Raw genomic sequence first — 13,549 nt, forward strand, 5'->3', positions numbered from 1 at the left:
GGGTCACTCTCCAAGCTTCTCGGCGAGCACCGCGGCGATCCGCGCGACGGGCTCCGGCTGCGTCATGGCGCCGTGCGTGCAGGTGATGCGGTGCTGCTCGATGCGTCCGTCGACGTACGGCCGCCAGGCCTCCCCGTAGGGCCAGTCGGCGGGCTTGTCGAGGGTGGCGCCGAAGAAGAGGGCGTCGCCCCGGTAACGGCCCGGTACGTGCTCGGCCATCAGCTTGGTGTTCTGTTCGAAGACGTCGGGCAGGACGGCGGCGGCCTCGCCGAGGAGTGCGGTGAGGCCGGCCGGGTCGTGGCCGTCGGCCGGGTCGTGACCGAGGGAGGCGAGCAGCGCGGCAAGGGTGTCGGCCGGGTCGTCGGAGGGTGCGGCGGCGTACCGGGCGGGGTCGGAGGGGAGGCCGTCGAGCAGGGCGAGCAGGCCGACTTCCTGGCCCGCGGCCTGGAGGGCGACGGCCATGGCCTGGGCGACGACCGCGCCGAAGGACCAGCCGAGCAGGTGGTACGGCCCCTCGGGGCGGACGGCGCGGATCTGCCGTACGTAGTCCTCGGCGATCTCGGTGACGGAGGACGGGGAGCCGCCGCGCAGGCCCCGTGCCTGGAGGCCGTGGACCGGGCGGTCCGGGTCGAGGTGTCGCAGCAGACCGGAGTAGACCCAGCTGATGCCCGCGGCGGGGTGGACGCAGAACAGCGGGGCGGCGGTGCCGGCCGCGCGCAGCGGGAGCAGCACGTCGAGGGCGCCGTCGGCGGCCGGGGCGGTCGGGGTCGCAGGGGTCGTCTGGTCCGGGTGGCGGTTGAGGCGCCGGCCCAGGGCGGCCGCGGTGGGGGCCTCGAAGAGCGCCCGCATGCCGAGGTCCACGCCGAGCACGGTGCGGATCCGGCCGAGCAGTTTCATCGCGAGGAGGGAGTGGCCGCCGAGGTCGAAGAACCCGTCGTCGACGGAGACCGGGCCGGGCAGGCCCAGGACCTCGGCGAAGAGGCCGCAGAGCAGGACCTCGTACGGTGTGCCGGGCGCCCGTCCCGTGGCCGGGGCGGGGAGCTCGGGGGCGGGCAGGGCGCGCCGGTCGACCTTGCCGCTCGCGGTCAGCGGGAGCGCGTCGAGCGGGACGAAGGCGGCCGGGACCATGTGGCCGGGCAGCGACTCGGCGGCGAAGGCCCGCAGTTCGGCGTGGTCGAACGGGCCGGCCGGTACGACGTGGGCGACGAGCCGGGGGCCAGTGGTGCCGTCGTCGTGGACGGTGACGGTGGCGGCGAGGACCCGGGGGTGCCCGGTGAGCACGTGCTCGATCTCGCCGGGTTCGATGCGGAAGCCGCGGATCTTGACCTGGTGGTCGGTGCGGCCGAGGTATTCGAGGTCTCCGGCGCGGGTACGGCGTACGAGGTCGCCGGTGCGGTACATCCGCTCGCCGGGTGCGTACGGGTCGGCGACGAACCGTTCGGCGGTGAGCGACGGGCGGCCGAGGTAACCGCGGGCGAGGCCGCTGCCGGCCAGGTACAGCTCGCCGGGCACTCCGGGCGGGACAGGGTGCAGGTGCTCGTCGAGGACATGGGCGCGGGTGCCGAGGACGCTGCGGCCGAGGGTGGGGCGGTCGGTGGCCGTGAACGGCTGGGTGAGCGCGTCGACGGTGGACTCGGTGGGGCCGTAGAGGTTGTGGGCGGTGGTGTGCGGGGCCTCGCGCAGACGGGTCCACAGGGACGGACCGACCGCCTCGCCGCCGAGCAGCACCACGCGCGGGGCGGGTGCGTCCAGCAGGCCTTCGTCGAGGAGTCGTTCGGCGTAGGAGGGGGTGACCTCGATGACGTCGAGGGACTCCGCACGGATGTGCCGGACGAGGGCGGCGGCGTCGCGGCGGACCTCGTCGCCGATCAGGTGCAGTTCGTGGCCCGCGACCAGCCAGAGCAGGCCGTCCCAGGAGGCGTCGAAGCAGAGGGAGGCGGTGAGTGCGACGCGGACGGTGCCGTGTTCGCGTTCGGTGGCGCCGATCGGGCCGGTCGCGGAGCGGTGCGAGGCGAGCAGCGCGGCGATCGATCCGTGGCTCACCACGACGCCCTTGGGGCGGCCGGTGGAGCCGGAGGTGTAGATCACGTACGCGGCGTCGGAGGCGGTCGCACGGGGCGGCGGGTTGTCCGCGGCGGAGCGGTCGCCGCCGCCCGCCGGAGCCGCCGTCAGGACGGGCAGCCCGGCCAGGAGTTCGGGCAGCGGCCAGCCGTCGCCGGTCACGGCCAGCGCGGGGGCGGCGTCGGCGAGCAGGGCCGCGGTCCGGTCGGCCGGGTACGAGGCGTCCAGCGGAAGCGAGGCCGCGCCGCACTTGAGTACGGCGAGCAGGGCGATCACGCTCTCCGCGGAGCGCGGCAGGGCCAGGGCGACCACCGTCTCCGGTCCGGCGCCCGCGGCCGTCAGACGGTGGGCGAGTTCATTGGCACGGCCGTTCAACTCGGCCCAGCTCAGCCGGGTGTCCCCGGCGACCAGCGCCGTCGCGTCCGGGGTCCGGGCCGCCCGGGCCTCGAAGGCGGCGGGCAGCAGGGGTACGGAGGACGGCAGTCCCTCGCCTGCGCCGAGGAGCTCCGCGTGTTCGTCGGCGGAGAGCAGGTCGGCCCGCCCGATGGGCCGGTCGGGGTGGGCGGCGACCGCCGTGAGCAGCCGGCCGAAGCGGACGGCCAGGGCTGCGACGGTCTCCCGGTCGAACAGGTCGGTCGCGAAGTCGATGGCGCATTCCAGCCCGGCGGGTACGCCATCGGCGTCGAAGGACTCTCCCATGGCGATGGAGAGGTCGAACTTGGCCACGCAGCCGCCGACCGGTTCGACGGCGGCCCTCGGTCCGGCCGGGCCGAACGGTGCGTCGCCGACGCCTGCGGCCGGTCCGCCGCCCTGGAGCAGCAGCATGACCTGGAAGAGCGGGTGGCGGGCGAGTGAGCGGACCGGGTTGAGTTCCTCCACGAGGCGCTCGAAGGGCACGTCCTGGTGGGCGTGGGCGTCGAGCTGGGTCTCCCGTACGCGACCGAGGAGTTCGGCGAAGGTGGGGTCGCCGGAGGTGTCGGTGCGCAGCACGAGGGTGTTGACGAAGAAGCCGACCAGGTCGTCGAGCGCCTCGTCCGAGCGGCCGGCGACGACCGAGCCGATCGGTACGTCGGTACCGGCCCCGAGCCGGGTCAGCAACGCCGCCAGAGCGGCCTGGAGGGTCATGAACATGGTGACGCGGTGCTCGCGGGCCAGCCCGGCCAGCGCCCGGTGCAGTTCGTCTCCGAGCGGGAGGACGACGCGGTCGCCGTGGTGGCCGCTGTCCGGCCGCCGGGGACGGTCGACGGGGAGCGACAGCTCCTCGGGGAGCCCCGCCAGCGCTTCGCGCCAGTAGTCGAGCTGGCGGGAGACGAGGCTGTCGGGGTCGCTCTCGTCACCGAGCAGTGCCCGCTGCCACAGCGCGTAGTCCGCGTACTGCACGGGCAGCGGCCGCAGGTCCGGGACGCAGCCGTCCCGGCGGGCGGCGTAGGCCTGCGCCAGGTCCCGCAACAGCGGGCCCATCGACCAGCCGTCGCCCGCGATGTGGTGCAGGACGAGGACGAGGAGGTGCTCGTCGTCGGCGAGCGGGAACAGGTGGGCTCGCAGGGGGAGTTCGGTGGCGAGATCGAAGGGGGTCGCGGCGCATGCGGCGAGGGTGGCCGCGGGGTCGGCGGGCGGGGCGAGGTGGCGGTCGAAGGGGATCCGGGCCGTGTCGGGCGGGACGATCCGCTGGTGGGGCTCGCCGTCCCGCTCGGTGATCAGGGTGCGCAGGGTCTCGTGCCGGGCGGCCAGGTCGCCGAGGGCGAGTTCGAGGGCGGCCGGGTCGAGCGGGCCGGTGAGGCGCAGCGCGAGGGGCATGTTGTAGAGGGCGCTGGGGCCTTCCATCCGGTCGATCAGCCAGAGGCGCTGCTGGGCGAAGGAGAGCGGCGGGTCCGCCGGGCGCTCCCCGGCCGTCAGTGCGAGGCAGGCGGTGGCGCCGTCGAGCCGCTGTGCGAGGCCGGCGACGGTCGGCGCCTCGAAGACGTCCCGGACGCCGATCTCGGCCGCGAACACCGTGCGGACCCGGCTGACCAGTTGCATGGCGAGGAGGGAGTGCCCGCCGAGGGCGAAGAAGTCGTCGTCGACCGAGACCGGTCCCCGCACGCCGAGGACGTCGCCGAACAGGCCGCAGAGCAGTTCCTCGCGCGCCGTGCGGGCGGTCCGGCCACCGGTGAACAGCTGGAAGTCCGGCGCCGGGAGGGCGCGCCGGTCGACCTTGCCGCTGCCGGTCAGCGGCAGCGCGTCGAGGGTGACGACGGCCGCCGGGACCATGTGGGCCGGCAGCGTCATGGCCACGAACCTGCGCAGTTCGATGGCGAGTTCGGGGCCGGGGGCGGTGACCGCGCAGTGGGCGACGAGACGGCGGTCGCCGTCGGCGCTCTGGTGCGGGGTGACCACGGCCTGGTGGACGGCGGGGTGCCGGGTCAGCTCCTGCTCGATCTCGCCGGGTTCGATGCGGAAGCCGCGGATCTTGACCTGGTGGTCGGTGCGGCCCAGGTAGTCGATCCGCCCGTCGCGGGTGCGGCGGACCAGGTCGCCGGTGCGGTACATCCGCTCCCCCGCCGCGAACGGGTCGGCGACGAACCGTTCCGCGGTCAGCGCGGGCCGGCCCAGGTAGCCGCGGGCCAGGCTGTCCCCGGCCAGGTACAGCTCACCGGGAACGCCGGCGGGGACGGGGTTCAGGTGCTCGTCGAGGACGTGGGCGCGGGTGCCGAGCACGGTGTGTCCCATGGTGGGGCGCTCGGCGTCGGCGTAGGACTGGAGCAGGGTGTCGACGGTGCACTCGGTGGGCCCGTAGAGGTTGTGGCCGGTGGTGTCCGGGGCCTCGCGCAGGCGGGTCCACAGGGCCTGCCCGATCGGTTCGCCGCCGAGCAGCACCACGCGCGGGGCGGGCGCGTCCAGCAGGCCTTCGGCGACCAGCTGTTCGGCGTAGGTGGGGGTGAACTGCAGTGCGTCGAGGCCGTGTGCACGGATGTGGCGGACCAGTGCGGCGGGGTCGCGGCGCAGGTCCGCGCCGATCAGGTGGAGTTCGTGGCCGGCGACCATCCACAGCAGGCCGTTCCAGGAGGCGTCGAAGCAGAGCGAGGCGGTCAGTGCGGCGCGCAGCCGGCCGTGCGTGCGCTCGGGCCCGGCGAAGGTCTCCGCCCGGTGGGCGGCCAGCAGGCCGGCGATCGAACCGTGGCTCACCACGACGCCCTTGGGGCGGCCGGTGGAGCCGGAGGTGTAGATCACGTAGGCGGCGTGGGACGGGGTGACCCGGACCGGCGGGGCCTCGGCGGGCCGGTCGGCCCAGTGGTGTTCACCGGTGTCCAGGACGGCCGCGCCGTCGAGACCCTCCAGGACCTCGGGCAGCGGCCATCCGGCGTGGGTCAGAACGGCCGCCGGGCGGGCGTCGGCCAGCATGTGCGCGGTACGCTCCAGCGGATACTCGGCGTCCAGCGGGAGGAAGGCCGCACCGGCCTTGAGCACCGCGAGTACGGCGACCAGGGACTCGGCAGAGCGCGGCAGCGCCAGCGCGACCACGTCCTCCGGGCCGATACCGCAGCCGATCAGGCCATGGGCCAGGCGGTTCGCACGGCCGTCCAGCTCCGCGTACGTCAACCGGGTCTCCCCGAAGACGAGCGCCGTCAGGTCCGGGGTGGCCACCACCTGAGCGGCGAAAGCCACCGGCACGAGGGGCAGTTCGGCCGGCAGGGGCCGGTGGCCGCCGAGGAGTGCGGCGCGTTCGCCCTCGGCCAGCAGGTCGGCGCGGCCGATGCGCGCGTCCGGCCGCGCGGTCATCTCGGTCAGCAGACGGCCGAAGCGGGCGGCGAGGGATTCGACGGTCTCCCGGTCGAACAGGTCGGTGGCGTAGTCGATCGCGCAGTCCAGACCGGCGGGCTCGCCGTCCGGTCCGAAGAACTCCTCCAGCGTCACGTTGAGGTCGAACTTGGCGACCCCGGTGTCCGCCGGCAGCGCCTCGACGCGCAGACCGAACAGCTCCGGCCCGCCTCCGGCGTTGGACTGCAGGACCATCGCCACCTGGAAAAGCGGGTGGCGGGCGAGTGACCGGACCGGGTTGAGTTCCTCCACGAGGCGCTCGAAGGGCACGTCCTGGTGGGCGTAGGCGCCGAGTCCGGTCTCCCGTACGCGGCCCAGGAGTTCGGCGAAGGTGGGGTCGCCGGAGGTGTCGGTGCGCAGCACGAGGGTGTTGACGAAGAAGCCGACCAGGTCGTCGAGCGCCTCGTCCGAGCGGCCGGCGACGACCGAGCCGATCGGTACGTCGGTACCGGCCCCGAGCCGGGTCAGCAACGCCGCCAGAGCGGCCTGGAGGGTCATGAACATGGTGACGCGGTGCTCGCGGGCCAGCCCGGCCAGCGCCCGGTGCAGTTCGGCGTCGATGGGCAGGGCGACCCGGTCGCCCCGGTGGTCGGCGCGGGCTCCGCGCGGCCGGTCGACGGGGAGGGTGAGCTCCTCGGGGAGCCCGTCGAGGGTGTCGCGCCAGTAGTCGAGCTGGCGGGAGACGAGGCTGTCGGGGTCGCTCTCGTCGCCGAGCAGTGCCCGCTGCCACAGCGCGTAGTCCGCGTACTGCACGGGCAGCGGCCGCAGGTCCGGGACGCGGCCGTCCCGGCGGGCGGCGTAGGCCTGCGCCAGGTCCCGCAGCAGCGGGCCCATCGACCAGCCGTCGCCGACGATGTGGTGGAGGGCGAGGACCAGGACGTGTTCCTCGGCGCCGGCCCGCAGGAGCGTGACGCGTACGGGCGGTTCGGCAGCCAGGTCGAAGGGGCGGCGGGCGGCCCGGTCCACCTCCGGCTCCACCGACTCCGGGGCGCAGTCGAGCCGTTCGACCGGGAGGGCGGCGCCGGCCGGGGGGAGGACGATCTGGTGGGGTTCGCCGTCGTGTTCGGCGATCAGGGTGCGCAGGATCTCGTGCCGGGCGACGAGGTCACCGAGGGCGAGTTCGAGCGCGGCCGGGTCGAGCGGGCCGGTGAGGCGCAGCGCGAGGGGCATGTTGTACAGCGCGCTCGGCCCTTCCATCCGGTCGATCAGCCAGAGCCGTTGCTGGGCGGAGGAGAGCGGTAGGCGTTCGGGGCGTTCGCCCGCGGTCAGCGCGAGGCGTGTGATGGCGCCGTCGAGGCGCCGGGCCAGGCCGGCGACGGTGGGCGCCTCGAAGACGTCGCGGATGCCGAGTTCGGCGCCGAGGACCGCGCGGACGCGGCTGAGCAGCCTGGTGGCGAGGAGGGAGTGCCCGCCGAGGGCGAAGAAGTCGTCGTCGGCCGAGACCGGTCCCCGCACGCCGAGGACGTCGCCGAACAGGCCGCAGAGGATCTCCTCGCGTGCCGTGCGGGCGGTCCGGCCACCGGCGGCCGCCGCGAAGTCGGGCGCGGGCAGCGCGGACCGGTCGAGCTTGCCGTTGGCGTTGAGCGGCAGCGCGTCGAGCGTGGTGAAGGCCGCCGGGACCATGTGGTCGGGCAGGGCGGCGGCCGCGTGGGCGCGCAGCGCGGCCGGGTCCAGCGGGGTGCGCGCCACGACGTAGGCGACCAGGCGGGCGCCGGTCGTACCGTCCTGGTACGGCAGGACCGCCGCCTGGCGGACCTCGGGGTGGGCGGCCAGTACGGTCTCGATCTCACCGGGTTCGATGCGGAAGCCGCGGATCTTGACCTGGTGGTCGGTGCGGCCCAGGTACTCGACCCGGCCGTCGGGGCGGCGGCGGACCAGGTCGCCGGTGCGGTACATCCGCTCCCCCGCCGCGAACGGGTCGGCGACGAACCGTTCCGCGGTGAGCGCGGGGCGGCCCAGGTAGCCGCGGGCCAGGCCGGCGCCGCTCAGGTACAGCTCGCCGGGGACACCTGGCGGCACGGGCCGCAGGCCCGCGTCCAGGACGTGCGCGCGCAGGCCCGGCAGCGGCCGGCCGATGAGCGGGCGCGGGTCGCCGGCCAGCCGGTGGTACAGCGCGTCCACGGTGCACTCGGTGGGGCCGTACATGTTGAGCACGACGGTGCCGGCGGCGGCGGTGAGGGTGGCCGAGAGGGTCCGGCCGAGGGCTTCGCCGCCGACCATGAGGAGGGCCGGCGGGCAGCGGTCGAGCAGGCCCTCCTCGACCAGCCGTTCGGCCTGCCCGGGGGTGACGTCGAGGACGTCGGTGCCGGTGCGCTCGGCATGGCGGACGATGGCGGCGGCGTCACGGCGCAGGTCGTCGTCGAGCAGGTGGAGTTCGTGGCCGGCGACCATCCACAGCAGCGCCTCAAGGGCGGTGTCGAAGGACAGCGAGGCGGCCTGGGCGAAGCGGAACCTGCGCCCCGGGTGGGCCCGTCGGGCGGCGGCGATGGTCTCGTCGCGGTGGAAGGCGAGCAGGTTGGCGAGGCCGCCGTGGCGGACGACGACGCCCTTGGGGCGGCCGGTGGAGCCGGAGGTGTAGATCACGTAGGCGGCGTGGGACGGGGTGACCCGGACCGGCGGGGCCTCGGCGGGCCGGTCGGCCCAGTGGTGTTCCCCGGTGTCCAGGACGGCTGCGCCGTCGAGACCCTCCAGGACCTCGGGCAGCGGCCATCCGACGTGGGTCAGGACGGCCGCCGGGCGGGCGTCGGCCAGCATGTGCGCGGTACGCTCCAGCGGATACTCGGCGTCCAGCGGGAGGAAGGCCGCACCGGCCTTGAGCACCGCGAGTACGGCGACCAGGGACTCGGCGGAGCGCGGCAGCGCCAGCGCGACCACATCCTCAGGACCGATACCGCAGCCGATCAGGCCATGGGCCAGGCGGTTCGCACGGCCGTCCAGCTCGGCATACGTCAACCGGGTCTCCCCGAAGACGAGCGCCGTCAGGTCCGGGGTGGCCACCACCCGGTCGGCGAAAGCCACCGGCACGAGGAGGTCCGCCGCGCCCGGCCGGGCGGTGTCGTGCCAGCCGGCCAGCGCGGTCCGGCCGGCCTCGCCCAGGATGTCCAGTTCGGCGACCGGGCGGTGCGGGTCCTCGGCGGCCTGGGCGAGCAGCCGCGGCAGGGCCTCGGCGAGGCGCTCGGCGGTGGCCCGGTCGAACAGGTCGGTGGCGAACTCCAGGCCGCCCTCGATGCCGCCCGGGGTGCCGTCGGGGTGGTGGCGCTCGGAGAGGTTGAGGGTGAGGTCGAAGGCGGTGGTGGGCAGGCCGAGCGGCTCGTGGGTGGTGCGGGTGCCGGGAAACGCGGGCCCTGCGCCTGCCGTGTTGTCGAAGGCGATCATCACCTGGAAGAGCGGGTGGCGGGCCAGGCTACGGGCCGGGTTGAGCTCCTCGACCAGCCGCTCGAAGGGCACGTCCTGGTGGGCGTAGGCGGCCAGGCCGCTCTCGCGCACCCGGGCGAGCAGGTCGGCGAAGGTGGGCCGGCCGGTGAGGTCGGTGCGCAGGACGAGGGTGTTGGCGAAGAAGCCGACCAGGTCGTCGAGTGCCGGGTCGAGGCGGCCGGCCAGCGGGGTGCCGATCGGCAGGTCCTCACCGGCGCCGAAGCGGTGCAGCAGGGTGGCGTAGGCGGCCTGGAGGACCATGAAGAGGGTGGCTCCGTGCCCGGCGGCCAGCTCGGCGAGCCGGGCGTGCAGGTCCGCGTCCAGCTCCAGCGGGACGACGTCGCCGCGGTGGCTCGCGACCGCGGGGCGGGGGCGGTCGAGCGGGAGCGGCAGCTCGTCCGGCAGGCCTGCCAGGGCCTGCCTCCAGTGGTCGAGCTGGCGGGACAGTGCGGACTGCGGGTCGGTGTCGGCGCCGAGGAGCCGGTACTGCCAGAGGGTGTAGTCGGCGTACTGGACCGGCAGCGGCTCCCACGTCGGCCGCTGCCCGCCGAGCCTGGCGGTGTAGGCGTCGGCGAGGTCGCGGAAGAGCGGCCGCAGGGACCATCCGTCGCTGGCGATGTGGTGCATCACCAGGAGCAGCACGTGCTCGTCGGGGGCCTCGGGGTGCAGGTAGGCGTGCAGCGGGATGTCGGTGGCCAGGTCGAAGGTGTGGCCGGTCAGCTCCTGCACCGGCCGGTCGGTGACGGTGAGCAGCGGCGCCGGGGGCGCGGTCAGGACCCGCTGGTAGGGGACGCCGTCGGACTCGCCGAAGACCGTACGGAGGCTCTCGTGGCGGGCGACGACGTCGCCGAGGGCGTCTTCGAGGGCCTGGGCGTCGAGGGGGCCGGTGAGGCGCAGGGCGAGGGTGACGTTGTAGGTGGCGGCGGGGCCCTCGGCCTGGCCGAGGAACCACAGCCGGCGCTGGGCGAAGGAGACGGGCAGGTGCTCGGGCCGGGGTTCGGGGCGCAGCACCGGCCGGGCCGGGTCGGTGGCGAGCCGGTCGGCGAGGGCGGCGACGGTGGGGGCCTGGAAGAGGTCGCCGATGGCGAGTTCGGCGCCCAGTTCGGTGCGGGCCCGGCCGACGAGCCGGGTCGCCAGCAGGGAGTGGCCGCCGAGTTCGAAGAAGTCGTCGTCGATGGTGATGTCGTCGATGCCGAGGATCTCGCCGAAGAGGGTGCACAGGGCGCGCTCGCGTTCGTCGCGCGGGGCGCGGCCGTCGGTGTCGGCGGCCGACTCGGGGGCGGGCAGGGCGCGCCGGTCGACCTTGCCGTTGGCGTTGAGGGGCAGGGCGTCCAGCACGACGACGGCCGAGGGCACCATGTAGGCGGGCAGGGTGGCGGCGGCGAACTGCCGGAGTTCGGCGTCGAGTCCGGGGTTCTCCTCAAGGGCGGCGCCGAGGACCGCGCAGTAGCCGACGAGGCGGGTGTCGCCGGGGCGGTCCTCGCGGGGTGTCACGATGACCTGGCGGACGGCGGGGTGGCGGGAGAGCACGGTCTCGATCTCGCCGAGCTCGATGCGGAAGCCGCGCAGTTTGACCTGGCCGTCGACGCGGCCGAGGAACTCGATCGCCCCGTCGGCCCGGCGGCGTACGAGGTCGCCGGTGCGGTACATCCGTCCGCCCGGCGCGTACGGGTCGGCGACGAACCGCTCGGCGGTCAGGGCGGGCCGGTGCCAGTAGCCGCGGGCGAGGCCGGCGCCCGCGACGTACAGCTCGCCGGGGACGCCGGGCGGGACCGGCCGGAGCCGGGCGTCGAGGACGTGGGCGCGCATGTTGTCGAGCGGGGCGCCGATCGGCGGCCGGGGTCCGGTGAGGTCGGTGGGGGCGAGCGGGTGGTGGGTGGCGAAGGTGGTGGCTTCGGTCGGCCCGTAGACGTGGGCGAGCAGCAGGTCGGGGCAGTGGTCGAGGACCCGGCGCATGAGGGTGGCGGAGGCGGCCTCACCGCCGGTGCAGACGGTCCGCAGGGCGCGGAAGGTGTCGGGGGCCTGCTCGGCGACGAGGTCGAAGAGGGCCTTGGTGAGGAAGACGGCGGTGACCTGGTGACGGGTGACGACGGCGTGCAGGGCGGCGGCGTCGAGGCTGCCGGGCGGGGCGACGACGACGGTGCCGCCGGACAGCAGCGGTGTCCACAGCTCGTAGGTGGCGGCGTCGAAGGCGTGCGGGGAGTGGAGCAGGATCCGCCGGTGCCGGCCGTCCTGCCAGCGGCGGTCGGCGGCGAGGTCGACGACGTCGCGGTGACGGACGGCGACGCCCTTGGGGGTGCCGGTGGAGCCCGAGGTGAACATCACGTAGGCAAGCCGGTCGGGGTGGACGGGGAGGCCGGGGGCGTGCGCCGGGGCGTCCTTCTCGTCGCCGGGGCGGACCACGACGGCGCCGTGCGGGAAGCCCGGGTCGGCGCGGTCGGTGAGCAGGACGGGGGCGGCGGTGTCGGCGAGGAGCGCGGCCATCCGCTCCGGGGGCAGGCTCGCGTGCAGGGGGACGTAGCACCCGCCTGCCTTGAGGACGGCCAGGGTGGCGACGACCAGGTCGACGGAGCGTTCCATCAGCAGGGCGACCGGCGACTCGGGGCCGACACCGCAGGCGGCCAGGTGGTGGGCGAGCCGGTTGGCCCGGGCGTCGAGTTCGGCGTAGGAGAGGGTGCCGTCGTCGTGGGCGAGTGCGACGGCGTCGGGGGTGCGGGCGGCCTGCGCCTCGAACAGCGCGGGCAGGGAGCCGGTCGGGACGGGCGCGGCGGTGGCGTTCCACTCGTCGCGCAGGCGGTCGTGCTCCTCGGGGGCGAGGATGTCGAGGGTGCCGATGGGCGCGTCGGGGTCGGCGGCTGCGGCGGCGAGCAGCCGGCCGAGGCGCTCGAACAGGGTGGTGACGGTGGCTCGGTCGTAGAGGTCGGCGGCGTATTCGACCGATCCGGTGAGGCCGGCGGGGGCGCCGTCGGTGGTGTGCCGCTCGGTGATGCCGATGTTGAGGTCGAACTTGGCGACGCGCAGGCCGAGTTCCTCGGGCTCGGTCTGCAGGCCGGGCAGGCCGAGTGCGCCCTCCTCGTGGTTCTGGAGGACGAGGAGGGTCTGGAAGAGCGGGTGGCGGCCGAGGGAGCGGGGCGGGTTGACCTCCTCGACGAGCCGCTCGAACGGCACGTCCTGGTGGGAGAACGCGTCGAGCTGGGATTCCCGGGCACGGCCGAGGAGTTCGGCGAAGGACGGGTCTCCGGCGGTGTCGGTGCGCAGGACGAGGGTGTTGACGAAGAAGCCGACGAGGTCGTTCAGCGCCTCGTCGGAGCGTCCGGCGACGCCGGTGCCGAGGGGGATGTCGGTGCCGGCGCCGAGCCGGGTGAACAGTGCGGCGAGTCCGGCCTGGAGGACGGAGAACAGGGTGGTGCGGTGCCGGCGGGCCAGCCCCGTCAGGGCGGTGTGCAGTGCGGGTCCGTAACCGAACGGGACGGCGTCGGCCGCGCCGGTGGGGGCGGGCGGGCGGGGGCGGTCCGTGGGCAGCTCCAGCTCCTCGGGCAGCCCGGCCAGCGCCTCGCGCCAGTAGTCGAGTTGGCGGCTCAGTACGCTGCCGGGGTCGCTCTCGTCGCCGAGCAGTTCGCGCTGCCAGAGCGTGTAGTCGGCGTACTGGACCGGGAGCGGCTCCCAGTCGGGGGCACGGCCGGTGAGGCGGGCGGCGTAGGCGGTGGCGAGGTCGCGCAGCAGGGGGCCGAGCGACCAGCCGTCGCCGGCGATGTGGTGGAGCACGACGAGCAGCACGTGCTCGGGGGCCGACTCGGTGACGGCCGGGACAGCCGGGGCCGACTCGGTGACGGCCGGGGCAGCCGGGGCCGACTCGGTGGCGGCCGGGGTGGCTGGGGTGGCCGGGGTGGCCGGGGTGGAAGTGAGCGAGAAGACCGTGACCCGGATGGGCAGTTCGCTGCTCAGGTCGAAGGTGCGGGCGGCGGCCCGGTCCCGCAGGGCGGGGTAGTCGCCCGGTGCGCAGTCGACCGTCTCGAAGGCGGCCTCCGCCTCCGCGGACGGCAGGATCCGCTGCACCGGGACTCCCCCGGACACCGGGAACACCGTGCGCAGGGCCTCGTGCCGGGCGACCACGTCCGCCGTCGCGGCACGCAGCGCGTCGGTGTCGAGCGTGCCGCGCAGGCGGACCGCGAACGGCAGGTTGTAGAGCGCGGTCGGCCCTTCGATCTGGTCGATCAGCCAGAGACGCTGTTGTGCGTACGAAACCGGGATCACGGTGCTTCCTCTGCTCATGTCA

At 75.1% G+C, this 13,549-nt stretch carries 1 protein-coding gene; it reads right to left on the bottom strand.

The annotated features are described in order from the left end of the window. Positions 1-3: 3 nt before the first annotated feature. Positions 4-13,527, bottom strand: coding sequence for an amino acid adenylation domain-containing protein (locus ACIPXC_RS14700; RefSeq protein WP_401617116.1), 13,524 nt, complete (start codon positions 13,525-13,527; stop codon positions 4-6). Between the last annotated feature and the right edge of the window lie 22 nt (positions 13,528-13,549).

The sequence above is a fragment of the Streptomyces sp. NPDC090021 genome (assembly GCF_044748225.1).
Lineage (GTDB): Bacteria > Actinomycetota > Actinomycetes > Streptomycetales > Streptomycetaceae > Streptomyces.